A 22,163-nucleotide genomic window follows, 5' to 3' on the forward strand; every position below is an offset into this window, starting at 1 on the left:
GCGGTACGGGTATCGCGTCGGCCACCCCGCACCGCCCGTCGCGCCGGCCGTCCCCAGGCTCCGGCCGCCCGTCGAGGAGGGCCCCATGACCGTCCCGCTGCCGCCCCTGCCGCCCACCGCCGACGACGCCTACCGGCCCGGCGGGCGCAGCATGGCCGACATCGCCGACACCGAGCACCGGCAACTGCTCGGCCTGGCCGACCAGGTGACCGACCAGCGGCTGAGCCCCGAGCGGCGCCGCGAGGTGGCCGAGGTGCTGACCGCGGCGATCTCGCGGCACCTCTCCGCCGAGGAGCAGTACCTGCTGCCCGCCGCGCGGGCGGCGCTGCCCGAGAGCGCCGAGCGGGTCGACCGGGAACTGGCGGCCGACGCGGCGCTGCTGGCCGCGCTCAAGTCGCTCGGCGGGCCGGACGACCCGGCGCTGGCGGACGTCGCCGCGCGGGTCCGCCGGCACGTCGAGGCGGTGTCTGCGCTGATCACCCCGCTGCGCGAGGTGGCCACCGACGCGGAGCTGATCCGGCTGGGCAACCGGTGGGAGATCGCCGAGGAGGCGGCCCCCACCCGCCCGCACCCCGGTACGCCGGCCACCCCGCCCTGGAACCGGGTGGTCGAGCCGGCGCTGGGCGTGGTGGACAAGGTGCGCGACGCGGTCACCGGGCGGCGGACGTACCTGGCCGACCTGAAGCGCGACGCGCGCGACTGATCCATCGTCCGACGCCGATCCGCCCAGGCCCTTCCGCCGGCCCGTGCCGTGGTCCTACCGTCACGTTATGAATCTGGAGCTGCGACACCTGCGGGTCGTCTGCGCGATCGCCGAGACGGGGAGCGTGACCAAGGCCGCGTCCACCCTGGGCCTGGCCCAGCCGGCCCTGACGGCGCAGCTCCAGCGCATCGAGCGCACCCTGGGCGGCCCGCTGTTCGAACGCGACCGGCGCGGCGCCCGGCCCACCGCGCTGGGCGAGCTGGTGCTGGCCCGGGCCCGGGTGCTGCTGCCGGCGATGAAGGGGCTGCAGGACGAGGCGGCCCGGCTGGCCGGGGCGGACGACAGCCTGGGCCGGTACCGCTTCGGCGGGGTGAACAGCCCGATCCTCGGCCGGCTGGTGCACCGGCTGGTCGCCGAGCAGCCGCAGGCGCAGATCACCACGTACGCCTCCTGGTCGGCCGCGGAGCTGGCCGGGCTGGTGGCCGGCGGGCGGCTCGACTTCGCGCTCACCGGGGTCTGCGGCGACGCCACGCCGTCCCCGGAGTTCGGGCTCTGCTGGCGGGAGGTGGCGGTCGACCCGGTGCTGGTGCTGCTGCCGACCAGCCACCCGATGGCCGGCCGGGAGGAGATCGGCCTGGCCGAGCTGCGCCGCGAACAGTGGGTGGCCGCGCCGGGCGAGGGCTGCTTCGGCGACTGCTTCGCCGCCGCCTGCGCCCGGGCCGGCTTCACCCCCCGCAAGGTGTACGAGACCGACGTGCGCGGCTGCGTGGACCTGGTCGACGCCGGCGAGGCGGTGGCGCTGTGCCAGGCCACCTTCCGCCCGGTCGACGGCCTGGTCACCCGCCGGCTGGCCGGCGTGCCGCTGCGCTGGCGGCTGCTGCTCGGCTGGCACCCCGAGTCGCCCGCCGCCCGGGTCGCCGAGGCGGTGCTGGAGACGGCGGTGGCGGCGTACACCGACTCGCTGGCGCCGCACCCCGACTACCTGGCCTGGCTGCTGCGCCACCCGGAGTTCGGGGCCCGACCGGCCGGCGGGGTGCGAATCGCCTGACGGCGGGTACCTGGACCCCATGACCGATCGCTACCGTGACGCCGACGAGCGGGAACTGCTGCGTGATGCGGCCGCCGCGCACTCCGCCGCCGTCCGGAACCTCGAGGCGTTCCTGCGTCGGCTGCCGGACGTGCCCGATCCGGCCGACATCACCGAGTACGCCACCCTGGTCACCCAGGAGGAGCAGACCCGGGCCGAGCGGCAGGCCCTCGCCACCGCCGCCGGCCTGGAACTGCCCAGCGTCGGCACCGAGCCGTAGCGCGAGCCGCCACCGACGGGCGGCGGCACCCGGGAGAGCTCCCGGGTGCCGCCGCCCGTGCGTTGTCAGCGTTCGACCAGGACGTCGTGGCCCAGGTCGAGCAGGGAGTGCCGCCACTCGTCGTTGGCGTTGCCGCCGCGCGGCTTCTCCGCGGTCAGCGCCCGGATCCGGTCGATCGCCTCCCGCATCACCTCGATGTCCTCCCGGGTCAGGTCCACCTTGCGCTTGCTGAGCACCCGCAGGATCTGCCGGCCCGGCTCGGGCAGGTCCAGGTCCGGGTTCGGGCCGAACGACTCCTCCCCCGAGCCCCGGGTCAACAGCCACTGCCGCAACTGTTCGGAGGGGACGTTCACCTCGGCGTGGAAGTCGTCCCAGATCACCTCGACCTCGGGGTCGAGTCGCTGCTCGCGTACCATCACGCCTCCTCTTCCGGTGGCCCGGACGGCGCCGGGTTCTCGTCGGTCTGCTGCTTCAGGCCCTCCGGCGGCACCTGCACCCGGGCCGGGTTCGCCGTCGGCGGCGCGAGGATCGGTTCGGTGCGGTCGGTCTCCTCGTCGCTCTCCTCGGGTTCGGTCATCTCCGCCCTCCGGGTCATCGCGGGTGGGACGTCGAGGCCGCGGTGTAGCCCCGCTCTCCCGCGGCCACGTCGAAGGCGAGCTGACCGTCGCGCGCGTCGACGGTGAGCTTCTGCCCCGGCGAGAGCTGGTTCTCCAGCAGCATCCGGGACAGCCGGTTGTCGACCTCCCGCTGGATCACCCGGCGCAGCGGCCGGGCGCCGAACTCCGGCTGGTAGCCGTGCTCGGCGAGCCAGTCGACGCCGGCGGTGGTGAACTCGACCTGGACGTCCTGGGCGTGCAGCCGGCGGCGGGTCTCCTCCAGCAGCAGTTCGGTGATCTGCCGCAGCTGCTGGGCCTCCAGCCGGCGGAAGATGATCGTCTCGTCGATCCGGTTGAGGAACTCCGGGCGGAAGTTCTCCTGGAGGCGGCGCATCAGTCGCTCGCGCAGTTCGTCGCTCTCCTGGGTGCCGCCGGGCCCGCCGGCTTCGAAGCCCACCGCACGGGTGGTGCCGGTGATCAGCTCCGAGCCCAGGTTGCTCGTCATGATCAAGACGGTGTTCTTGAAGTTCACCGTCCGGCCCTGGCTGTCGGTGAGCCGGCCGTCGTCGAGCACCTGGAGCAGGATGTTGAACACGTCCGGGTGGGCCTTCTCGATCTCGTCGAGCAGCACCACCGCGTAGGGGCGGCGGCGCACCGCCTCGGTGAGCTGGCCGGCCTCCTCGTACCCGACGTAGCCGGGGGGCGCCCCGACCAGCCGGGCGACGGTGTGCCGCTCCTGGAACTCGCTCATGTCGACCCGCACCATCCGGTCGGCCTCGCCGAAGAGCGCCTCCGCGAGGGCCCGGGCCAGTTCGGTCTTGCCGACGCCGGTGGGACCGAGGAAGAGGAAGCTGCCCATCGGCCGGTTCGGGTCGGCCAGCCCGGTACGCGAGCGGCGTACCGCCTCGGCCACCGCGGTGACCGCGTCGTCCTGGCCGACGACCTTCTCGTGCAGCTGCCCCTCCAGCCGCAGCAGCCGGTCCCGCTCCTCCTCGGTGAGCTGGCTGACCGGGATGCCGGTGGCGCGGGAGACCACCTCGGCGATCTCCTGCGGGCCGACCGAGGGGACGCGGCCGGTGCCCTCGTCGCCCCGGGCGCGGCGGATCTGCTCCTCGACCTCGGCGAGCCGGTCGCGCAGCGCGGAGGCCCGCTCGTACTGCTCGTCGGCGACCGCCTGTTCCTTGTCCCGGCGCACCTCGTCGAGCTGCTGCTCCAGCTCGCGCACGTCGGCGTCGGGAGTGCGGGTGCGCAGCCGTACCCGGGCGCCGGCCTGGTCGATCAGGTCGATCGCCTTGTCCGGCAGGAAGCGGTCGGTGACGTAGCGGTCGGAGAGTTCGGCGGCCGCGACCAGCGCCTCGTCGGTGAAGCGGACCTGGTGGTGCGCCTCGTACCGGTCGCGCAGGCCGCGCAGGATGGTGACGGTGTCCTCGACGCTGGGCTCGGGCACCAGGACCGGCTGGAAGCGGCGGGCCAGCGCGGCGTCCTTCTCGATGCTCTTGCGGTACTCGTCCAGCGTGGTCGCGCCGATCACCCGCAGCTCGCCGCGGGCCAGCGCCGGCTTGAGCATGTTGGAGGCGTCCATACCGCCCTCACTGCCGGCGCCGCCCGCGCCGACCAGGGTGTGGATCTCGTCCAGGAAGATGATCAGCTCGTCCCGGTGCGCCCGGATCTCGTCGATGACCTTCTTCAGCCGTTCCTCGAAGTCGCCGCGGTAGCGGGTGCCGGCGACCAGTCCGGCGAGGTCGAGCTGCACCACCCGCTTGCCGAGCAGGGTCTGCGGCACGTCGCCGTCGCAGATCCGCTCGGCCAGCCCTTCCACGATCGCGGTCTTGCCGACGCCGGCCTCACCGATGAGCACCGGGTTGTTCTTGGTCCGCCGGGACAGGATCTCCACGGCCTGCTCGATCTCGTCGGCCCGCCCGATCACCGGGTCGATCTGGTCCATCCGGGCCAGTTCGGTGAGGTCCTGCCCGTACTGGTCGAGGGTCGGGGTGCCCCGGTCGGGCTTCGGCCCGCCCATCGGTCCGCGTTCCGCGCTGGCCGCCTGCAACGACTCGGGCTGGATGCGGCCGGCGGCCAGCATCCGGCCGGCGGGCGACTCCGGGTTGAGCGGCAGCGCCATCAGGATGTGCTCGGGGCCGATGTAGTTCGCCCCCATCGCCCGGGACAGCTGGTGGGCGTCGAGCAGCGCCCGCTTGGCGGCGGGGGTGAGCGACAGGTTCGGCGGCACCTCGCCCCCAGGCGCGCCGTCGCCCCGCCCGCCGAGGGCGTTGACCAGGGCGTCCGGGTCGGCGCCGGCCCGGCGTACCAGGTCGCGCAGCGGCTCGCGTTGCAGCGCTGCCCAGAGCAGGTGGTCGGTGTCCAGGTCGTTGCTGTGTTTCTGGGCGGCCCGCCGGGCCGCGTCGGCCAGCATCTCCCGGGCGTCGGCGGTCATCAGCCGGGTGATGTCGACCCGGTGGGCCGGTCGGCGTCCGCCCTCACCCCGGCCGAAGTACCGGGCCAGGAATTCGTCCCAGGGGTCGGAGCCGTAGTCACCGGGTCCCATCATCTCTGTCCTCCGCAGTCGGGGCGTGGCACGGTCGCCGAGGGCGACACCGCGGGCGCGGCACGGTCGCCGGTGGCTACCCGGCGGCCGGCGCGACAAACGCCGGCGGATGGCAGGCTGGGGGCATGGACTCCCGCCCGCTGCTGATCGTCGACGGTGCCAACGTGGTCGGGTCCCGCCCGGACGGCTGGTGGCGGGACCGGGCCGGGGCGGCGGCCCGGTTGCGCGACGCCCTGGCGCCGCTGGCCGACCGGGGGCTGCCGCCGGAACTGCCGCCGCCGGTGGAGGTGGTGCTGGTGGTGGAGGGCGCGGCGCGAGAGGTGCCCGGGGTGGCCGGGGTGCACACGGTGCCGGCGCCCGGTTCCGGTGACGACGCCATCGTGGCGCTGGTGCGCGACGCGGCGGACCGGCGCCGGTTGGTGGTCACCTCCGACCGGGAGCTGCGCGACCGGGTGGCGGCCCTCGGCGCGGAGCTGCACGGCCCGCGCTGGCTGCGCGAGCACACCCACCCGACCCCCTGACGCGCCGGCCGGCCCCGTGAGCAGGGAGTTCGCGCGGCGGTCCGGCGGTCCCGTCAGCGGGACCGAGGGATCCCCTGGTGGGACCGGGTAGTCCGGCAGCGGGCGCTTTCCCGCAGGTCACGGGCGTAACCGGACACCGGGGCGGGAACACCGACAGGGCGGATGTTCTCTACCCGACGGGTATACGTTGTAATGGACGTCTCCCCGCCCCCAGGAGGTCACCGTGGCGAGCGTCGCCGAGCTGAAGGCAGCCATCGAGGTCGCCCTCCAACAGATCGGTGACGGGCAGACAGCCGTGCAGGCGGCCGGTGAGAAGCTCTCCGAGGCGCAGCAGACCCTGGCCGGGGCGCTGGAGGGCAGCGGGCACGAGACGGTGGAGAGCGCGCAGGCCTCGCTGACCCAGGCCGGCCAGGAGCTGGAGGAGTGCCTCGCCGCGACCCTCGTCGCGGTCGAGCAGGCGCAGCTCTACGTCTCGACGCTCTGAGCGGGCGGCCGTGTCCATCATCGAGGACGTCGGGGCGCAGGTGCGCGCCGCCGCCGAGGAGCTGCCGCTGGCGCCGCTGGCCCAGGCGCTGGAGAAGTTCGGCCAGGCCACCGAGCGGCTGCGCTGGGTCCGGCAGGAGTCGGCCAACCCGATGGGGGTGCCGGAGCTCTCCGCGGCCACCGAGCACGCCGAGGCCGCCGGGCACGCCCTGCGGGTGGCCCAGGAGCAGCTGTCGGCGTACCTGGCCGCGATCGGGCTGGCCCCCGACGGCGCGCCCCCGGCGGCGCCGGCCCGCCGCGAGCCGAGGCACGACGCGCCCCGCGCGGACGCCGCGCCGCCGACCGGTCCGGCACCGCAGCCACCGGCCGACCCGACGGTCAAGCGCTGGTGGTCGGTGCGGGTGGCGGAGCTGACCGGAGGCCGGGAGGGCCCGCCGGACGAGCCGGACGAGCGGATCGCCGACTCCCGGGAGCTGCTGCGCCGGGTGGTCACCGGGGTCCGCTCCGGCGACCGGGACCGGCTGCACCGGGAGCTGCGCACGGCACACGCCGACGTCGGCCTCGGGTTGGCCGCGGTCGCCCCGCCGCTGCTGCGCGACCTGGCCGGGGAACTGCTCGGGCACCCGCCCCGCGCCGACGACCTGGGCCGGCTGCGGCGCGAGCTGGACGGCCGGGTCCGCGACCTGCTCCCCGGCCTGCCGCCGCCGGTGCTGGACACCCTGCTCACCCGGGTCTGCCGGATGCCCCCGCCCCGCGCCGGCGAGCAGCCGCACGCCGCCGACCCGGCGGTCACCGCCGGGGTGGTGACCGGCGTGCTGCTGGCCCGGCTCGGTCGGGACCTGCCCCGCGACGAGCCCGACGCCCGCCGGGCGCCGGCCGCCGCCGCGCCGGGCGCCGGGCACCGGCCCGACGGTGGGCACCGTGGCTGACCTGCGCAGCCAACTGGTCACGCGGGTACGGGGGATGCTCTCCGAGGCCCTCGGCGCGACGCGTACCCGGCTGGCCGGCGCCGAGACGGAGCTGACCGCCGCCCGCGAACGGCTGGTCCGGGTGCGGCGGGCCGCCGCGGCGGTGCCGCAGCGGGTCGGCGCGGAACGCGACCGCCGGCTGGCCGAGATCGACGACCGGCACGCGGCGCGGATCGCCGAGCTGGCCCGCCGGGCCGCCGCCGCCGCGCTGCGGGAAGCGCCGGGCCCGGCGTCCGCGGCGTGGACGGCCTGGCGGGCGGCACCGGCCGGGCGCGGCGAGCCGGTCGGTCCGGTACGCGTCGGCACGCTGCGCATCGCCGGCGCGGAACCGGTCCCGGCGCTGGTCCCGCTGCTGGACGCCGGCCACGTGCACCTGTCCGGCGGCGACCGGGACGGCGCGGACGCGGTGGTCGGCGCGCTGCTGCTGCGCGGGGTCGGTCGGGCCGACCCGGGCGCGGTGCGGCTGTACGGCTACGACCCGGAGCACCTGGGCGGCGGGCTGGCCGGCTTCGCCCCGCTGGGCACCGCCGGGCTGCTCACCTTCGTCGGCCCGGGCGGGCTCGGCCGGCTGCTCGACGACCTGGTGGAGCAGATCCGCCGGATCAACGAGACGGTGCTGGCCGGCGAGTACGCGTCGCTGCGCGAGCTGGCCGCGGCGACCGGCCGCCGGCCGGAGCCGTGGCGGGTGGCGGTGCTGCTCGGCGGGGACGAGCTGTCCCGGCACGAACGCGGCCAGCTGGACCGGGTGGTCCGCACCGGGGCGGCCTGCGGGGTGCACCTGGTGGTGCGGGGCATCCCGCTGCCGGAGGACCCGACGGTCACCCGGGTCGCCGCCGAGCCGGGCGACGCCCGCGTCGGCGCCCCGCCCGGCCTGCCGGTACGCCTCGACCCGCCGCCGCCCGCCACGCTGGTCACCGAGACCTGCCGGGAGATCGCCTCCCGGGTCAACGCCGGCCCGCCCCCGACGCCCTTCACCGACCTGCTGCCCCCGCCGGAGCAGATGTGGAAGGAGGACTCGGCGCACGGGCTGACCGCGCCGATCGGCGAGGGCCCGCACGGGCGGCCGGTGCTGCTGACCCTGGGCGACTACCCGCCGCACGCGCTGATCGGCGGCCCGTCCGGCACCGGCAAGACCAACCTGATCTTCGCCTGGATCGGCGCGCTGGCCGCCCGCTACTCCCCCGCCGAGCTGGAGTTCTATCTGCTCGACTTCAAGGAGGGGGTGTCCTTCGCCCGGTTCGCCCAGGGCCGGCGCGACCCGAGCTGGTTGCCGCACATGCGGCTGGTCGGGATCAACGTCAACACCGACCGTGAGTTCGGCCTGGCCCTGCTGCGGTTCCTCGCCGAGGAGCTGCGCCGGCGGGCCGACGCCGCCAAGAAGCACGAGGTCACCAAGCTGGCCGAGCTGCGGGCGGTGGACCCGACCGGGCACTGGCCGCGGATCGTGGCGGTGGTCGACGAGTTCCAGGCCCTGCTGGCCGGCCGGGACGTGGTGGCCCGGGAGGCCGCCGACCTGCTGGAGGACCTGGCCCGGCGGGGCCGGTCGCAGGGCATCCACCTGGTGCTCGCCTCGCAGGACGTGCGGGGAATCGAGGCGCTGTGGGGGCGGCCAGCGCTGGTCGCGCAGTTCACCCTGCGGATCGCGCTGCCCAAGGCGCTGCGCATCCTGGCCGAACGCAACGACGCGGCGCAGGCGCTGCCCCGGCACCACGCGGTGGTCAACGCCGAGTCCGGAATGACCGAGGGCAACCAGGTGGCCCGGATCCCGTCGGCCAGCGACTGGGAGACCTGGAGCGAACTGCAGCACCGGCTGTGGCGGATGCGGCCGCAGGACGCCGCGCCGGCGCGGCTCTTCGACGGCGACGCCGTCCCCCGGCTGCTCGACGCGCCCGACTACCGCGCGCTGACCCCGCAGGGCGACACCCCGCCGCCCCGGGGGCCGGTCGCCCTGCTCGGCGAGATCATCGACGTGCAGGCCCGCTCGGCGGCGCTGCGGCTGCCCCGCGCCCCCGGGCGCAACCTGGCGGTGCTGGGCACCCGGGTGGACGAGGCGTGCGCGGTGCTCGACGCCGCCGCCCGGTCGCTGGCCCGCCAGCACCGGCCGGGTACCGCCCGGTTCTCCATCGCCTGCCTCGACCCGGACGCCGACCCGGCCGCCCGCGCCCTCTACGAGGACCTGGCCGACGACGCGGCCTGGTACGACGAGGAGACGGTGCCGGAGCTGATGGCCGAGACGGCCGAGGCGCTGGGCCGGCCGGGCACCCCGAGCACCCCGCACTACCTGCTGCTGTTCGCCGTGGACGCGGCGGCCGGACGGCTGGCCGCGCCGGCCGGCGGGCGCAGCGGGCTGGAGCAGCTGCGCCGGATCCTGCACGACGGGCCGGAACGGCGTACCCACGTGCTGGCCTGGTGGCGCGGGATCGCCCGGATGCGGGTGGACCTCGGCGGGCCGGCCGCCCGCACCGACCAGATCGGGGCCTGGGTCGCCCTCGACGTGCAGGGCGCGGAGCTGGGTTCGCTCTATCCGGGCACCGGCGGCCCGGACTGGTATCCCCGTCCGTGGCGCGGGCTCTTCTTCGACCGGGCGGTGCACCGCACCGGACAGGTGATCATCCCTTATGGTCCCTCCCGATGAACGAACCGGTCGCCAGTGACACGTACGCCGCCCACGTCCGCCGACTGGCCGAGCTGACCGGCCGGGTCCGGGCCCAGCGGGCCGAGGCGCAGGCCTGGCACGACCAGCAGTGCGCCGCCGCCGAACGGGCGGTGGCCGAGGCGACCGCGCAGCTGCGCCGGGCCGAGGCCGAGGTGGCCGAGGCCCGGTCCATGGTGGAGCGGGTCGACGCCGAGGTCGGGCACCTCTGGGCGGAGCTGCGGGGCCGGCTGGGACTGGGCGGGCGGCGGCTCGGCCCGGCGCCGGGGCCGGCCCGGGACGCCTCCGGTGACCCGGTGTCGTCGCTGCGCGGGGTGCGGGAACTGCTGGACCGGGCCGGGCAGCCGGGTGAGCTGCCCGCGTCGGTGAACCCGCTGCTGGCGCTCTGCGGGGTGGCGGGAGCACTGGTCGCGTACGGCCTCGGGGCGGGCGCCCGCGCGCTCGGCCACCGCTACGGCGGTGACCTGGCGGTGGGGATGCCGGTGCTGGCGCTGGTCGTGACGCTGCTCGGACCGCTGGCCGGCCTGGCGCCGGCGAAGCGGCTGGCCGACCGGCGGCACGCCCTGCTGGGGCCGCGGCCGATGGCGATCGTGCTGGTCGCCGGGGTGGCGACCACGGTGGCCCTGCTGGTGTCGACCCGCTGAACCCGGCGGTCCGACCGGGTCCGGCGGGACCGGGCGGCGGGCCGGCCGGTCGGTCGGCTCGGTGGACCGTCGAGGCGCAGCGGCTGTCAGGCGGGGACGGCGACGGCCTCGCGCAGCAGCCGGCGGGCCAGCACCAGCCGGTCGGCGTCGTCGTCCAGGCCGGGCAGGTCGCCCACCCGGGTGACGGTGCCGGTGAGCAGGGTGCGCACCGCCGGCTCGCAGGTGCCGGGCAGGGTGATGGTCCGGTCGGGCAGCCGCAGCGCCACCCGGTGGTCGTCGGTGGCGGTGAGCTGCCAGCGCAGCCCGGCCCGCGGGGCGATCCGGCTGTCGGCGGCGAGCGCGGCGAGCGCGGCGGCCTGGGCGAGGGGCCGGATCGGGGCCGGCCGGGCGGCGGGCCAGGCGCGCTGCCGCAGCCGGGCGGCGACCGCCGCCGGGTCGACGCGCAGCAGCCAGTCCCGCAGCGCCTCGACGGTCTCGGTCAGCTCGGGCTCGACGGCGTCGGGGTCGGCGACGTCGGTGCCGAAGGGCAGCCCGGCGCGCAGTCGGGGGTCCTCGGCGGCCAGGGTGAGCAGTTCCTCCACCATGGCGTACCGGGTCAGCGCGCGGATGCCGACGGTCAGGTGCAGCGAGCTGGACTCCTGCGCCTGCGCGCTGTGCAGCCAGCCACGCGGCAGGTAGAGCGCGTCGCCGGGAGCGAGCACCACGTCCAGCGCGGCGGGCCCGTCGGCGGTGGCGGCGACCTCGTCGGCCCGCCCACCCCAGGGCTGCTGCTCCAGCGGGTCGGGGAGCACCGGCGGATGGATGCGCCAGTGCTTGCGGCCGTCGACCTGGAGCACGAAGACGTCGTGGGTGTCGTAGTGGGTGGCGAAGCCCTGGCTGCCGGCCGGGGTCAGATAGGCGTTGACCTGCAACGGCTGGGACAGCGCGGCGCCGAGATCGCGGGCGAAGTCGACCAGGGCCGGCCAGGTGCGGTGCAGTCCCTGGAGCACCAGCGTGGCGCCCGAGGCGTACAGCTCCAGCACCTTCTCGTCGAGGACCTGGTCGGTGATCTCGGCGCCGGCACCACCGCCGCCGGTGTAGCGCGCCGCCGGCACGAGCTGGCCGTCCTTGGCCACCCGCAGGAACGGGGTACGCAGACCCCGGCGGCTGAGCAGGTCGTCGGCGTCGGCGGGGCTGAGCAGGTCGGTGAAGCCGTCGGGGTTGGGCAGCTCGTCGGCGCGGGAGAGCAGCGGGGCCCGTCCCCAGTGGGCGGCGGCGAACTTCGCCGGCTCCACGCTGACGCAGCGCGCCAGGGCCTCGGCGGCGGACGGAACCGCCGGGCGGCCGTGACCGCCCGGCGGGTCGATGATCGTCATGACCTGGTCAGCGCGCGCCGCCGTCGGCGCCGCCGTCCTGCTGGCCCGGGGTCGCACCGCCGTCGGCCGGACCCTCGGCACCACCGTCGGCGCCACCGTCCTGCTGGCCGGGGGTGGCGCCACCGTCGGCCGGACCCTCGGCACCCCGGTCGGCGCCCTGGTCGGCGCCGCGCTCCGCACCACGGTCCGCACCGCCGTCGGCGCCGCCGTCCTGGTGACCGGGAGTCGCGCCACCGTCGGCCGGGCCCTCGAGGCCGCCGCCGCTGGTGGTCTGCATGTCGTCGTCGTTGAGTGCCATGGGTGCTCCCTCGGGTGTGCCGCCCCGCCACAGGCGGGGTCCGTCGTGCAGCGGGTGGTACCCCACGCGCGATCTTCTCTAACCACACCGTAGACGGCGGGACCCGGCGAGCGGGACAGTTCGCCCGGCCCCACCGGGGCTCACCGGCGCGCCGCGAATCGGGCGCGGCGGCGACGGCGGTGCCAGGATGGGGGGACGGCCCGTCCGGCAGGGAGGTCACCATGGGGCAGCCGCAGCCCGCACCGCTGACGCCGCTGGCCGAGGACTGGCAGCGCGCCCTGGCCGTGGTGGCCCACCCCGACGACCTGGAGTTCGGCGCGGCCGCCGCCGTCGCCCGGTGGACGGGGCAGGGCAAGGAGGTCACCTACTGCCTGGTCACCAGCGGCGAGGCCGGCATCGACGGGACGACCCCGGAGCGGGCCCGGGTGGTCCGCGAGGAGGAACAGCGCGCCTCGGCCGCCGTGGTCGGAGTGACCACGGTGGAGTTCCTCGGCCAGCCGGACGGGCTGCTGGAGTACGGCGTGCCGCTGCGAAGGGCGATCGCCGAGGTGATCCGGCGGCACCGCCCGGACGTGGTGATCACCAACAACTTCCGCGACACCTGGGACGGGGCGTACGCGCTCAACCAGGCCGACCACATCGCGACCGGGCGGGCCGTGCTCGACGCGGCCCGCGACGCCGGCAACCGGTGGATCTTCCCGGAGCAGCTGACCGGCGACGTGGCGCCGTGGAACCGGGTCCGGGAGGTGTGGGCGGCCGCCTCGCCGCTGTCCCGGCACGGGGTGGACGTCACGGCCACCTTCGACGCCGGGCTGGCCTCGCTGCGCGCGCACGACGCCTACCTGCGGGGCCTCGGCGACGGCGGGTTCGACCCGGCGGAGTTCCTGGAGAGCATCAGCCGCCCGGTCGGCACCCGGCTCGGGGTCCGCTACGGCGCCGCGTTCGAGATCTTCCCGCTGGGCCTGCACTAGGCGGAAGCGATGATCCTGGTCGGCACCTCGGGATGGCAGTACCGCGACTGGCGGGAGCGCTTCTACCCGCCGAAGCTGCCGCAGCGGCTCTGGCTGGAGCACTTCACCACCCGGTTCGCCACCGTCGAGGTGAACAACGCCTTCTACCGGCTGCCCGAGCGGGACACCTTCGCCGCCTGGCGGGCGCGTACCCCGGAGGACTTCTGCGTGGCGGTGAAGATGAGCCGCTACCTGACCCACATCAAGCGGCTGCGCGACCCGGCCGAGCCGGTCGCCCGGTTCCTGGGCCGGGCCACCGCGCTCGGTGACCGGCTCGGGCCGGTGCTGGTGCAGCTCCCGCCGAACCTGCCCGCCGATCCGGAGGCGCTGGACGCCACCCTGCGCCTCTTCCCGGCCGAGGTGCGGGTGGCCGTGGAACCCCGGCACCCGTCCTGGTGGACGGCGCCGGTGCGGCAGGTGCTGGAGCGCCGGCGGGCCGCGCTGGTCTGGGCCGACCGGCGGGGCCGGCCGGTGACGCCGCTGTGGCGTACCACGGACTTCGGCTACCTGCGGCTGCACGAGGGCCGCGCCCAGCCGTGGCCGCGCTACGGCCGGGCCGCGCTCGCCTCCTGGGTACGCCGCCTCGCCGAGGCCTTCGACGACGCCGAGCCGACGTACGTCTACTTCAACAACGATCCGGGCGGGGCGGCCGTGGTCGACGCCGTCGCGTTCGCCGGGCTCGCCCGCCGGGCCGGGCGCTCGGTCAGCCGCACGGCCTGAGAGCACGCGGCGGCCCGCCCCGCCATGCAGGCGGGACGGGCCGGAGATCACCCTCGGTCAGGGGATCATGCGTTGCAGGTCGCCCGGCATGTTGGACTTCACGTCCTGCCACTCGCCCTGCGTCACGTGCTTGCGCAGGGCGTCGAGCACCACCTGCACCACCCGCTCCGTGCCGCCCTCCACGTCGTACGGGAAGCCCTGGCGGACCTCGTAGAGGAAGTCGTCGCGGTTCAGCTTGATCGGCACGCTGTCCGGCTGCCACCCGTCGAAGTAGATCCCGCGCAGCAGCACCGGCAACTGGGCGGCGAACTCCGCGCTCTCCTGCACCGACATCCGGTCACGCAGCAGGTGCAGGACGGTCCGCAACGCCGCGTACGACTGGTTGCGCTGCGCCTTCGGCCACCCGTACGCCTGCTCGATGTCCTTCAGGATCAGGTTCGTCTTGTCCAGCGAGGTCTCGAACGCCGAACTCAACTGCTCAGCCATCTGCCCACCCCCGTGCGTCGTCTTCCCATCGTCGGTCGTCGGTGCGGCGCGGCGGCCCGCTCGGCCCCCGCGACAGTCGGGTCGGCCTGATCCGGCCGGGTCGCTCGCGGGCGTTGCCGTCGGCCCTTCCGACCACGTGCAGCACCCCGCCACGTCGTCTGTCCGTCACGACGCGAACCGCCATGGGCCACCTCCGTCGCTGTCGGCCTCACGGTTCCGTCGGTCGACGGACCGCAGACACCGCCCATGCTGCGCGGCGATCGGGTGAGCCGGCGTCACCCCGGCCGGGTGAACTCCGGCGACCGCGTCAGCCGCCGGCGTCGAGCAGGCCGGCCAGGGTGGCGGCGTTGGTCTGGGCAAAATCGCGGTAACAATTGTTCATCAGTACGTGGGTCTGGCCGGCCGAGTCGGCCAGCTCGCGCAGCTTCGGCGCCCAGTCCCGCAACTCCCGGTCGGAGTAGTGGTAGCCGAACTTCTCGTGGATGTCCTTGCTGGTCCACTTGTCGCTGTGCCCGTGGAAGCGCACCACCGCGAGGTCCGCGGTGGCGGCCAGCACCGGGGGTACGGAGGAGCGGTGGCCCTGCGGCATGTCCACGCAGACGTACGGCAGCCGGTGCTTGCGCAGGAAGGCGAGGGTCTCGTCGGCGTTGGCGCCGTCGAACCAGGAGCCGTGCCGGAACTCGAAGACCGGCCGCAGCGGGCGGCAGCGCCGCTCCACCTCCAGCAGGTACTCCTTGTTCTCCCGCTTGATGGTGAACCAGGGCGGGAACTGGAACAGCACCGCGCCGAGCTTGCCGGCCGTCACCAGCGGGTCCAGTGCGGACAGGAAGCGGGTCCACACCTCCTCGTACGCCTGCGCGGGCAGGTCGTCCGGGTAGAGGTTCTTCTTCTCCGTCTCCGGGCGCAGGTCCTTGTAGAGCGCGGACACCTTCGTCGGGTGCCCGGTCAGCAGGCTGAACGCCTTGACGTTGAAGGTGAACCCCGCCGGGGTGCGCTCGGCCCACAGCTGGGCGGTCCGCTCGGCCGGCGGCGAGTAGTAGGTGGCGTCCACCTCGACCAGCGGAAAGCGCCGGGCGTAATACGCCAGGCGCTTCTCCGGGGTGTCCGCGGTCTGCGGGTACCACCCCGACTCCAGCAGGGTCCGGTCGGTCCAGGACGCGGTGCCCACCTTGATGTCACCCATGGGAGGAGTTCACCGCGCCCGGACCTGACTGGCAACCGCGACGCCCGCCGCTCAGGCGGCCCGCCGCTCCCGCGTCTGCTTGCAGGCCACGCAGGAGGTGGCCGACGGGAAGATCTCCAGGCGCTCGACCGGGATCGGCGCCGAGCAGCCCTCGCAGAAGCCGTAGGTGCCCTCGTCCAGGCGGGTCAGCGCGTGCTCGAACTGGGCGCGACGATCGAGGATCGTGCGCAGCAGCGACTGCGCGGTGTCCCGTTCGGCGGTCTTGGTGCCGCTGTCGGCCTGGTCGTCGCCGGCGGTGTCGCCGACCTCCACCAGCCGCAGCACCTGGCTCTGCGCGACGGCCTGCTCGTACTCCGCGGACAGCTCGTCGTAGCGGGCCTGCAGGGAGAGTCGGATCTGGTCGATCTCCGCCTGGGATCGGCCCGTACCGACGGTGTCGTGGACGAGCATCGCTGCCTGCCTTTCGTGGGGCTCCGGCCCGGCCGGGCCGGTCGCCCGGATACGGTCCGCACGGGCGAGATCACCCGTGCTCTGTGAGCCGGGCGAATACCCACCTCCGCAGTGGATCAAACCGACGAGTTTTTCCGGCCTCAGTCGACCGGTTCGTCCGGCTCGACGAGGGCCGGGTGCCGCGGGTCGTCGGCCCGGACCACCACGTCGGCGAAGGAGGCCGGGTCGACCTCGTCGGCGTAGCGGGCGAAGGCGGGCAGGGTCCAGCGCAGCTCCGGGTCGGTGCGCCGGGCCAGGGCGGCCGGCGAGAGCGCCAGGTGCACCGCGACGTCGAAGGGCAGCCCGCCGCCGAGCAGCAGCGCCCCGCTGACCAGCAGCACCCCGCCGGGCGGCAGCGGGACGTACGCGGCCCGGCTGGCCCGGTCGGTCGCCGGGTCCCAGAGGGAGGGCAGCACCCGCCCGGAGCCGCCCGGGCCGGCGGGGTCGAGCACCTCGCGGCGCAGCCCGGCCTCGTCGGTCCAGCTCTCGTAGTACGCGTCCGGGTTGGTCCGGCCCTGCTCGAAGCGGATCGAGGCGGGCCGCAGGAAGTCCTCGGCGCGCACGTGCAGCACCGGGCGGCCGAGGGCGCGCAGCGGGTCGACCAGCGCCTCGGCGAGGCGCTGCGGCGCGGCGGCCGGCGGGCCGTCGACGGCCACCCGCAGTCGGCCGGGCCGGTCGGCCGGAGCGTCGGGGCCCGACCCGGTCACGGCCGGGAGGGCCGGCTCGGGGGCGGCGGCGAGGAGCCGCTCGGTCAGCTCGGCGACGAGCCGCTCGGGCGAGATGGGTCGGACGCGCATCCGACCATGGTGCCCCGGCCGGTCGGCCGGTGCGGTCGATGGTCACCCGGCCGGGTCGGCCGGTGCGGTCGATGGTCACCCGGCCGGGTCGGCCGGTGCGGTCGATGGTTACCCGGCCGGTCAGCCGGTGCGGTCGCCGGCCGGTCAGCCGGTGCGGTCGATGGTGACCCGGGCGTCGTCGGCGAGCCGGTAGCCGACCCCGTAGACGGTGGTCACCAGGGGGACGTCCACGCCGACCTTGCCGCGCAGCCGGCGCACGTGCACGTCGACGGTGCGGACCCCGGCGTGCTCGTAGCCCCAGACCGCGTTGAGCAGCTGCAACCGGGTGAAGACCCGGCGCGGGTGGGCCACCAGGTGCAGCAGCAGGTCGAACTCCAGCCGGGTCAGCGGCAGTGGCTCGCCGTCGCGCAGCACGGACCGGGAGGAGGCCAGGATGTGCAGCGCCGGGATGGTCGGCGCGAGCGACCGGGCCGGGGACCGGCCGCCGGGCAGCGGCTCGGGCCGCCGCTCGGCGGGGACGCCGTTGGTGGTGATGGTGCCCTCGCCGCGTTCCAACATCTCGCGGGCGGCCTCCAGCAGCCGGCGGGCCGGCGGGGTCAACGACTCCTCACACGCCAACGGGATGGACAGGGTCACGGTGAGCACGGGTGCGGCCGTGTTCGCCGGGCGGCGCTGGCCGCCGGGGGGACGACCGGGAACCGCAGGTTGGGACGTATGCCATCCGGCGCGCGACGAGGCGGGGCTGACCGACATGGTCCTCCTTGGCTGGTCCGGGTAAACCCACGGCCCGGGACGCCGCTTCATCGATGCTTCCCGGCCCCTGAGCGAGGGTCAAGGGGCGGCCACGTTGCATGAATGTGACAATTGACGAACACATCGCAGCCGAACCCTCGCTCTGCGTACGAGCCAGATGATTACAGCAGAGTCGCCGGGGTGGTCGGATACGGGGGGTACCCGGTCCGGTTCACATTGGCCGGTCCGGCCCGACGCACCAGGGCGGACGGTCCCCCGGGCGCGCCGCGCCGGCGACCGGTCAGCGGAACCGGTCGACCCGCACCCGGGCCTCGTCGGCCAGCCGGTAGCCGACGCCGTACACGGTGGTCACCAGCGGGGTGTCCGCGCCGAGCTTGGCGCGCAGCCGGCGCACGTGCACGTCCACGGTACGGGCCACGGCGTGCTCGTAGCCCCAGACGCTGCCGAGCAGCTGGAGCCGGGTGAAGACCCGGTGCGGGTGCTCGGCGAGGAAGAGCAGCAGGTCGAACTCGATCCGGGTGAGCGGGATCTCCCGGTCGCCCTGCCGAACCACCCGGGAGCCGGCCAGGATCCGCAGCGTGTCGGGGTGCTCGTCGGCCGGCGCCGGCGCGGGCACGGCCGTGACCGCCCGCACCGGCACCGGTTCGGCCAGCCGGACCACGCCCTCCCCCGCCTCGGCCAGCTCGCCGAGCAGGTCGACCAGGCGGGCCAGTCGGGGCGTCAGCGGCGCGGCGGCCAGGTCGAGGGTGATGGTCAGCGTCGGGGCGGGCCGGGGCCGGGGCGGCCCGGGCCGGTCGGAGCGGCCCGGCGGGTGCGGGCGCGAGGTGATGGCGACGACGGACATCGGTGCCTCCTGAGATGACGGGTCGTCCGCCACGCCCGGTGGAGCGTGGCGGTCAGCGCGGCGCCCGGCCGGCGGTCACCGGGGGCGCGGTGGCCGGGGAGCCGGCCGGCGGGGTCGGGCCGAGCGCGGGCAGGCCGGCGATGCGCCAGGCGACGAAGCCGCCGACCACGTCGGTGGCCCGGTGCAGGCCGAGGTCCTGCAACGCGGCGGCGGCCAGCGAGGACGTGTAGCCCTCCTGACAGATCACGACGACCGGCAGGTCGTAGCCGACCGCCTGGGGCAGCCGGGCCGGGCAGCGCGGGTCGAGCCGCCACTCCAGCACGTTGCGCTCGATGGCCAGCGCGCCCGGCACGGTGCCGTGCGCGGCCCGCTGGGCGGCCGGCCGGATGTCGACCAGCAGGGCCCCGGCCCGGTACGCCAGGTGCGCCGCCTCGGGGTCGAGCCGGCGCAGCCGGGCGCGGGCGATGGCGAGGATCTCGTCGATGCCTCGGGATCCCGGTGGTGGCACCGGCGGGCTGTCGGTACTCGGGTGGTGCTGCTGCGGCATCCTCGCGGTCCTTCCAGGAACGAGCCGGCGGGTGGGGGTGGGGGCGGTGGGGGTCACCAGGCGACGCCGGCCTCGGCCACGTCGGCGACCCGCAGCCGGCCGGCGTCGAGCCGGTAGCGGGTCATCCGGCGCAGCGCGGGCCGGTAGACGTGGACGCTGACCGCGGGCTGGTGGGCGCGGTTGGTCACCACGTGCACGTGCCGCGGGCCGAACCGTCGCCCGGTCCCGGCGGCCAGGCGGTGCGGGCGCAGCCGCGCCCCGGACACCGTCTCCTCGGTGAGTTCACCGGCGACGACCAGGAACGCCCCCGAGGAGCCGCCGTGGTCGTGCAGGTCGGTGCCCTGGCCGGGGAGCCAGCTCAGCGCCCAGACCTCGTGCGTGTCGGTGCCGGCGAGCCGGGCGTACCAGCGCTCGACCGGGTCGAAGCGCAGCGGCACCGGCCAGCGGGCCGGGTCGGCGTACGAGGCGGCGACGGCGAGCAGGTCGGTGTGCGGGTCGGTCATGGCGGTCTCCCGTGGTGATGCGTCCGGCAATCACTATAGGAGTCAAAGCCTATAGGTTTAGTAGGTAATACCGGATGCTGGGACGGCGACCGGGACCACCGGGGATCAGCGCGAGACCGGCGGGTCCACCCGGTAGCCCGGCACCGAGGGCCAGCGCACGGTCAGCACCACCGACGCCTGCTCGGCGTACCAGCAGTGGTCCACCCCGCGGCCCCACACCACGTAGTCGCCCGGCGTGCCCAGCACCACCGTCCGGTCCGGGAACTCCACCCGGAAGCGGCCGCTGACCAGGACCAGCAGCGCGATCCGCCGCTCCCGGGTGGCCCACCGCGAGCGGGCCTCCCCCGCCGGGTGCACGCCCCACTTCACCTCGACCTCGGCGCTGTGCCGGGGGTCGCCGGCGGGCATGAAGTGCCCGAGCAGCCAACCGGCGTTGGTGGCACCGTCCACACCGGCGTTGCCGACGTACACGTCGTCCATGACCCTCCCGTCGTGGGCTGGCAAGCTACCAGCCCGCCGGGCGCGGCGGCCGACTAGCCTGGGCGGGTGACCGACGACCTCGACGCCGAGACGCTGGCCTTCGCCCACCGGATGTTCGACCTGGCCCGCTCCGGTGAGACCGAGAAGCTCAGCGGCCACGTCGACGCCGGCCTGCCGGTGAACATGACCAACGACAAGGGCGACACCCTGCTCATCCTGGCCGCCTACCACGCCCACCCGGCGACGGTGTCGGCCCTGCTCGCCCGGGGCGCCGACCACTCGCGCGCCAACGACCGGGGGCAGACCGCGCTGGCGGCGGCGGTGTTCCGCAAGAACGCCGAGGCGGTCCGGGCGCTGCTGGACGCGGGCGCCGACCCGGCACACGGCGACCCGTCGGCGCTGGAGACCGCCCGCTTCTTCGACCTGCCACAGATGCTCACCCTGCTCACCTCCCGCTGAGGCGACACCATGGACGATCCCGTACCGGAGCGGATGCGCACGGCGGCCGGCGCGCTGCTGGCCACGCTCGACGAGCCGGCCCGCGCCGCCGCCGGGCACGCCTTCGACGACGAGGGCCGGCGGTGGCTGGAGTACCGGCCCCGGCCCCGCCCCGGGGTGTCCCTGGCCGACCTGGACCGCGCCGGGCGCAAGGCGGCGCACCGGCTGCTGGCCACCGCGCTGAGCCCACCGGCGTACGCCCAGGCGATGACGGTGGTGGCGCTGGAGGAGGTGCTGGACCGGGCCGAGGAGTGGCGACGCGGCCGGCACAGCGGCGACTACTGGGTGGCGCTCTACGGCGACCCGGCCCGCGACGACCGCTGGGCGTGGCGGTTCGAGGGGCACCACCTCTCGGTGAGCATGACGGTGGTCGACGACGAGGTCTCCCCCGCTCCGCTCTTCCTCGGCGCCAACCCGGCCACCGTCCGGCACGCCGGGCGGCCCGTCTCCCGCCCGCTCGGCATCGAGGAGGACCTCGGTCGGGAGCTGCTGGAGGCGATCGGGCCGGCCGGGCGGGCCGCCGCGATCATCGCCGACGAGGCCCCGGCGGACATCGTGAGCGCCACCCGGCCGTCGGTCGACGGGCCACTCACCCCGCTGGGCGTGCCCGGCGACCGGCTCGGCGTCACCGGCCGCGCCCTGCTCGACCAGCTGGTGGCGCTCTACCTGGACCGGCTCCCCGCCGAGCTGGCGGTCCGCGAGGCGGACCGGCTCGCCGGCGGCGAGCTGCACTTCGCCTGGGCCGGGTCGACCCGGCCGGGTGGGCGGCACTACTACCGGGTGCAGGGCGACGACCTGTTGATCGAGTACGACAACACCACCGAGGACGGCAACCACGCGCACACGGTGCTGCGCCGCCCGGCCGGCGACTTCGGCGCCGACGTGCTCGCCGCCCACCGCGCCCGCGCCCACTGACGCCGCTCAGGCCGGCCGGACCGCCTCGATCAGGAACCGGCGGGCGTGGGCGACGAAGGCGCCCTCCGCGCGGATCCGCCGGTCGAGCGCGGCGAGCTGCGGCCGGTGCCGGTCCACGTCGAAACCCGGCGCCGTCCAGACGACCTTGCGCAGGAACCAGACCACCGCGCCGACGTCGTGGAAGACCGCCCGCAGGGTGGCCTGTTCGAGGCGGACCACGGACAGGCCCGCGGCCCGGGCGGCGGCCACGGCCCGCTCCGGCTGCCGGCTGGTCGGGGGCGGCAGCGGGCCGAGGATCGCCTCGCTCAGCTCCCGCATCGTGCCCGGGCCGATCTGCTGGGACAGGTACGCCCCGCCGGGGCGCAGCACCCGGGCGATCTCGGCCCACCCGGTGGCGACCGGGTGCCGGCTGGTGACCAGGTCGAAGGAGGCGTCCCGGAACGGCAGCCCGGACGCGGGGCCGACCTGGACGACGGTGGCGCCGACCCGGCGCAGCGTACGCCGGGCGACCGCGACGTTGGGCGGCCAGGCCTCGGTGGCGACCAGCAGCGGTGGCGGGGCCGGCGCCTCGGCCAGCACCTCTCCCCCGCCGGTGTCGACGTCCAGCGCGGCGGAGACCGCCGCCAACCGGGCCGCCACCAGCCGGGCGTAGCCCCACGGCGGGCGTTCCTCGGTGGCCCGGCCGTCGAGCCAGGAGAAGTCCCAGCCGTGCACGGGCGCGGCCGCCGCCTCGGCGACCAGTTCGGCGAAGGCGCGCTCTGCCATCCGGCCACCCTGCCGGGCCCGAGGGGTGCCCGACAACCGGATTCCGCCGGCCGCGTCCCGCGCCGCGGTCCGGTCCGTCGGACGGCTACCCGACCCCGGA

27 protein-coding genes are annotated in these 22,163 nt (G+C 75.8%); 12 read left to right on the top strand and 15 right to left on the bottom strand.

Annotated elements, in window-relative coordinates:
- Positions 1 to 85 precede the first annotated feature (85 nt).
- The 3 genes from FHX75_RS07650 (at position 86) to FHX75_RS07660 (ending at position 2,010) form a co-directional block, all read left to right on the top strand.
- Positions 86 to 703 carry a hemerythrin domain-containing protein gene (locus FHX75_RS07650; protein ID WP_154937499.1) on the top strand — a complete coding sequence of 206 codons (618 nt, stop codon included), beginning with the start codon at positions 86 to 88 and terminating at the stop codon, positions 701 to 703.
- 67 nt (positions 704 to 770) lie between these two features.
- Positions 771 to 1,751 (top strand): LysR family transcriptional regulator, encoded by a 981-nt coding sequence (locus tag FHX75_RS07655; RefSeq protein WP_154937502.1) that lies wholly within the window; start codon positions 771 to 773, stop codon positions 1,749 to 1,751.
- A gap of 19 nt (positions 1,752 to 1,770) precedes the next feature.
- Positions 1,771 to 2,010 (top strand): hypothetical protein, encoded by a 240-nt coding sequence (locus FHX75_RS07660; RefSeq protein ID WP_154937505.1) that lies wholly within the window; start codon positions 1,771 to 1,773, stop codon positions 2,008 to 2,010.
- Between the two features lie 65 nt (positions 2,011 to 2,075).
- Here the strand turns inward: FHX75_RS07660 and FHX75_RS07665 are convergent, their stop codons facing one another.
- The 3 genes from FHX75_RS07665 to FHX75_RS07670 are packed head-to-tail and all read right to left on the bottom strand — an operon-like array spanning position 2,076 to position 5,154.
- A complete protein-coding gene (locus FHX75_RS07665; RefSeq protein WP_154937508.1) occupies positions 2,076 to 2,426 on the bottom strand; it encodes a DUF3140 domain-containing protein in 351 nt (116 codons plus the stop codon).
- A complete protein-coding gene (locus FHX75_RS30630) occupies positions 2,426 to 2,587 on the bottom strand; it encodes a hypothetical protein (protein ID WP_170285310.1) in 162 nt (53 codons plus the stop codon). Before FHX75_RS30630 ends, FHX75_RS07665 begins: the two co-directional genes overlap by 1 nt.
- Positions 2,588 to 2,601: 14 nt before the next feature.
- Entirely contained in the window at positions 2,602 to 5,154 is a 2,553-nt protein-coding gene (locus FHX75_RS07670) for an ATP-dependent Clp protease ATP-binding subunit (RefSeq protein WP_154937510.1), read from the bottom strand.
- Positions 5,155 to 5,276: 122 nt separating this feature from the next.
- On the opposite strand from FHX75_RS07670, the gene FHX75_RS07675 reads away from it, so the two are divergent.
- The 5 genes from FHX75_RS07675 (at position 5,277) to FHX75_RS07695 (ending at position 10,420) form a co-directional block, all read left to right on the top strand.
- On the top strand, positions 5,277 to 5,672 hold the full coding sequence (locus FHX75_RS07675) for an NYN domain-containing protein (RefSeq protein ID WP_154937512.1): 396 nt from the start codon (positions 5,277 to 5,279) through the stop codon (positions 5,670 to 5,672).
- A 223-nt stretch (positions 5,673 to 5,895) separates the two neighbouring features.
- Positions 5,896 to 6,156, top strand: a complete 261-nt coding sequence (locus FHX75_RS07680; protein ID WP_088962374.1) for a hypothetical protein — start codon at positions 5,896 to 5,898, stop codon at positions 6,154 to 6,156.
- A gap of 10 nt (positions 6,157 to 6,166) precedes the next feature.
- The gene (locus tag FHX75_RS07685) at positions 6,167 to 7,084 is read left to right on the top strand and encodes a hypothetical protein (protein ID WP_154937515.1); all 918 of its coding nucleotides are present in this window, start codon (positions 6,167 to 6,169) and stop codon (positions 7,082 to 7,084) included.
- Entirely contained in the window at positions 7,077 to 9,758 is a 2,682-nt protein-coding gene (locus FHX75_RS07690) for an FtsK/SpoIIIE domain-containing protein (RefSeq protein ID WP_154937517.1), read from the top strand. Before FHX75_RS07685 ends, FHX75_RS07690 begins: the two co-directional genes overlap by 8 nt.
- Positions 9,755 to 10,420 (top strand): hypothetical protein, encoded by a 666-nt coding sequence (locus FHX75_RS07695; protein WP_154937520.1) that lies wholly within the window; start codon positions 9,755 to 9,757, stop codon positions 10,418 to 10,420. The genes FHX75_RS07690 and FHX75_RS07695 overlap by 4 nt, the downstream gene beginning before the upstream one ends.
- A gap of 86 nt (positions 10,421 to 10,506) precedes the next feature.
- Here the strand turns inward: FHX75_RS07695 and FHX75_RS07700 are convergent, their stop codons facing one another.
- Positions 10,507 to 11,775, bottom strand: a complete 1,269-nt coding sequence (locus FHX75_RS07700; protein ID WP_154937523.1) for a cupin domain-containing protein — start codon at positions 11,773 to 11,775, stop codon at positions 10,507 to 10,509.
- A 7-nt stretch (positions 11,776 to 11,782) separates the two neighbouring features.
- On the bottom strand, positions 11,783 to 12,073 hold the full coding sequence (locus tag FHX75_RS07705) for a hypothetical protein (protein ID WP_154937526.1): 291 nt from the start codon (positions 12,071 to 12,073) through the stop codon (positions 11,783 to 11,785).
- Between the two features lie 221 nt (positions 12,074 to 12,294).
- Between FHX75_RS07705 and FHX75_RS07710 the strand changes: the two genes are divergently transcribed.
- Both FHX75_RS07710 and FHX75_RS07715 read left to right on the top strand, forming a co-directional pair.
- On the top strand, positions 12,295 to 13,044 hold the full coding sequence (locus FHX75_RS07710) for a PIG-L deacetylase family protein (protein ID WP_154937529.1): 750 nt from the start codon (positions 12,295 to 12,297) through the stop codon (positions 13,042 to 13,044).
- Positions 13,045 to 13,053: 9 nt separating this feature from the next.
- The gene (locus FHX75_RS07715; RefSeq protein ID WP_154937532.1) at positions 13,054 to 13,803 is read left to right on the top strand and encodes a DUF72 domain-containing protein; all 750 of its coding nucleotides are present in this window, start codon (positions 13,054 to 13,056) and stop codon (positions 13,801 to 13,803) included.
- Between the two features lie 57 nt (positions 13,804 to 13,860).
- On the opposite strand, the gene FHX75_RS07720 is transcribed toward FHX75_RS07715, so the two are convergent.
- The 9 genes from FHX75_RS07720 to FHX75_RS07765 form a co-directional block, all read right to left on the bottom strand.
- On the bottom strand, positions 13,861 to 14,289 hold the full coding sequence (locus FHX75_RS07720; protein WP_154937534.1) for a DUF2267 domain-containing protein: 429 nt from the start codon (positions 14,287 to 14,289) through the stop codon (positions 13,861 to 13,863).
- A gap of 307 nt (positions 14,290 to 14,596) precedes the next feature.
- The gene (locus FHX75_RS07730) at positions 14,597 to 15,472 is read right to left on the bottom strand and encodes a DUF72 domain-containing protein (protein ID WP_154937539.1); all 876 of its coding nucleotides are present in this window, start codon (positions 15,470 to 15,472) and stop codon (positions 14,597 to 14,599) included.
- A 51-nt stretch (positions 15,473 to 15,523) separates the two neighbouring features.
- The gene (locus FHX75_RS07735; RefSeq protein ID WP_154937541.1) at positions 15,524 to 15,922 is read right to left on the bottom strand and encodes a TraR/DksA family transcriptional regulator; all 399 of its coding nucleotides are present in this window, start codon (positions 15,920 to 15,922) and stop codon (positions 15,524 to 15,526) included.
- Positions 15,923 to 16,062: 140 nt separating this feature from the next.
- Positions 16,063 to 16,758, bottom strand: coding sequence for a nucleoside/nucleotide kinase family protein (locus FHX75_RS07740; protein ID WP_154937544.1), 696 nt, complete (start codon positions 16,756 to 16,758; stop codon positions 16,063 to 16,065).
- A gap of 144 nt (positions 16,759 to 16,902) precedes the next feature.
- A complete protein-coding gene (locus FHX75_RS07745; RefSeq protein WP_154937547.1) occupies positions 16,903 to 17,511 on the bottom strand; it encodes a winged helix-turn-helix domain-containing protein in 609 nt (202 codons plus the stop codon).
- 280 nt (positions 17,512 to 17,791) lie between these two features.
- A complete protein-coding gene (locus FHX75_RS07750; RefSeq protein WP_425463472.1) occupies positions 17,792 to 18,388 on the bottom strand; it encodes a winged helix-turn-helix domain-containing protein in 597 nt (198 codons plus the stop codon).
- Positions 18,389 to 18,407: 19 nt separating this feature from the next.
- The gene (locus FHX75_RS07755) at positions 18,408 to 18,902 is read right to left on the bottom strand and encodes a rhodanese-like domain-containing protein (RefSeq protein WP_154937553.1); all 495 of its coding nucleotides are present in this window, start codon (positions 18,900 to 18,902) and stop codon (positions 18,408 to 18,410) included.
- A gap of 53 nt (positions 18,903 to 18,955) precedes the next feature.
- Complete coding sequence (locus FHX75_RS07760) at positions 18,956 to 19,405, bottom strand: cysteine dioxygenase (protein ID WP_154937556.1); 450 nt, start codon at positions 19,403 to 19,405, stop codon at positions 18,956 to 18,958.
- Between the two features lie 105 nt (positions 19,406 to 19,510).
- A complete protein-coding gene (locus FHX75_RS07765; RefSeq protein WP_154937558.1) occupies positions 19,511 to 19,885 on the bottom strand; it encodes a cupin domain-containing protein in 375 nt (124 codons plus the stop codon).
- Positions 19,886 to 19,996: 111 nt separating this feature from the next.
- On the opposite strand from FHX75_RS07765, the gene FHX75_RS07770 reads away from it, so the two are divergent.
- A complete protein-coding gene (locus FHX75_RS07770) occupies positions 19,997 to 20,344 on the top strand; it encodes an ankyrin repeat domain-containing protein (protein WP_425463486.1) in 348 nt (115 codons plus the stop codon).
- A gap of 9 nt (positions 20,345 to 20,353) precedes the next feature.
- Entirely contained in the window at positions 20,354 to 21,298 is a 945-nt protein-coding gene (locus FHX75_RS07775; RefSeq protein WP_154937563.1) for a DUF3500 domain-containing protein, read from the top strand.
- 6 nt (positions 21,299 to 21,304) lie between these two features.
- Here the strand turns inward: FHX75_RS07775 and FHX75_RS07780 are convergent, their stop codons facing one another.
- Positions 21,305 to 22,063 (bottom strand): class I SAM-dependent methyltransferase, encoded by a 759-nt coding sequence (locus tag FHX75_RS07780; protein WP_154937566.1) that lies wholly within the window; start codon positions 22,061 to 22,063, stop codon positions 21,305 to 21,307.
- Positions 22,064 to 22,163: the final 100 nt, after the last annotated feature.

This window comes from Micromonospora palomenae (assembly GCF_007829925.1).
GTDB classification, from domain to species: Bacteria; Actinomycetota; Actinomycetes; order Mycobacteriales; family Micromonosporaceae; genus Micromonospora; species Micromonospora purpureochromogenes.

Excerpts from the sequence above, each read along its gene's own strand:
- FHX75_RS07715 (WP_154937532.1), top strand. The coding sequence starts at position 13,054 with ATGATCCTGGTCGGCACCTCGGGATGGCAGTACCGCGACTGGCGGGAG.
- FHX75_RS07760 (WP_154937556.1), bottom strand. The coding sequence starts at position 19,405 with ATGACCGACCCGCACACCGACCTGCTCGCCGTCGCCGCCTCGTACGCC.
- FHX75_RS30630 (WP_170285310.1), bottom strand. The coding sequence starts at position 2,587 with ATGACCGAACCCGAGGAGAGCGACGAGGAGACCGACCGCACCGAACCG.
- FHX75_RS07710 (WP_154937529.1), top strand. The coding sequence starts at position 12,295 with ATGGGGCAGCCGCAGCCCGCACCGCTGACGCCGCTGGCCGAGGACTGG.
- FHX75_RS07705 (WP_154937526.1), bottom strand. The coding sequence starts at position 12,073 with ATGGCACTCAACGACGACGACATGCAGACCACCAGCGGCGGCGGCCTC.
- FHX75_RS07670 (WP_154937510.1), bottom strand. The coding sequence starts at position 5,154 with ATGATGGGACCCGGTGACTACGGCTCCGACCCCTGGGACGAATTCCTG.
- FHX75_RS07675 (WP_154937512.1), top strand. The coding sequence starts at position 5,277 with ATGGACTCCCGCCCGCTGCTGATCGTCGACGGTGCCAACGTGGTCGGG.
- FHX75_RS07695 (WP_154937520.1), top strand. The coding sequence starts at position 9,755 with ATGAACGAACCGGTCGCCAGTGACACGTACGCCGCCCACGTCCGCCGA.
- FHX75_RS07720 (WP_154937534.1), bottom strand. The coding sequence starts at position 14,289 with ATGGCTGAGCAGTTGAGTTCGGCGTTCGAGACCTCGCTGGACAAGACG.
- FHX75_RS07745 (WP_154937547.1), bottom strand. The coding sequence starts at position 17,511 with ATGTCGGTCAGCCCCGCCTCGTCGCGCGCCGGATGGCATACGTCCCAA.
- FHX75_RS07655 (WP_154937502.1), top strand. The coding sequence starts at position 771 with ATGAATCTGGAGCTGCGACACCTGCGGGTCGTCTGCGCGATCGCCGAG.
- FHX75_RS07765 (WP_154937558.1), bottom strand. The coding sequence starts at position 19,885 with ATGGACGACGTGTACGTCGGCAACGCCGGTGTGGACGGTGCCACCAAC.
- FHX75_RS07700 (WP_154937523.1), bottom strand. The coding sequence starts at position 11,775 with ATGACGATCATCGACCCGCCGGGCGGTCACGGCCGCCCGGCGGTTCCG.
- FHX75_RS07740 (WP_154937544.1), bottom strand. The coding sequence starts at position 16,758 with ATGCGCGTCCGACCCATCTCGCCCGAGCGGCTCGTCGCCGAGCTGACC.
- FHX75_RS07775 (WP_154937563.1), top strand. The coding sequence starts at position 20,354 with ATGGACGATCCCGTACCGGAGCGGATGCGCACGGCGGCCGGCGCGCTG.
- FHX75_RS07735 (WP_154937541.1), bottom strand. The coding sequence starts at position 15,922 with ATGCTCGTCCACGACACCGTCGGTACGGGCCGATCCCAGGCGGAGATC.
- FHX75_RS07665 (WP_154937508.1), bottom strand. The coding sequence starts at position 2,426 with ATGGTACGCGAGCAGCGACTCGACCCCGAGGTCGAGGTGATCTGGGAC.
- FHX75_RS07780 (WP_154937566.1), bottom strand. The coding sequence starts at position 22,063 with ATGGCAGAGCGCGCCTTCGCCGAACTGGTCGCCGAGGCGGCGGCCGCG.
- FHX75_RS07770 (WP_425463486.1), top strand. The coding sequence starts at position 19,997 with ATGTTCGACCTGGCCCGCTCCGGTGAGACCGAGAAGCTCAGCGGCCAC.
- FHX75_RS07755 (WP_154937553.1), bottom strand. The coding sequence starts at position 18,902 with ATGCCGCAGCAGCACCACCCGAGTACCGACAGCCCGCCGGTGCCACCA.
- FHX75_RS07730 (WP_154937539.1), bottom strand. The coding sequence starts at position 15,472 with ATGGGTGACATCAAGGTGGGCACCGCGTCCTGGACCGACCGGACCCTG.
- FHX75_RS07660 (WP_154937505.1), top strand. The coding sequence starts at position 1,771 with ATGACCGATCGCTACCGTGACGCCGACGAGCGGGAACTGCTGCGTGAT.
- FHX75_RS07650 (WP_154937499.1), top strand. The coding sequence starts at position 86 with ATGACCGTCCCGCTGCCGCCCCTGCCGCCCACCGCCGACGACGCCTAC.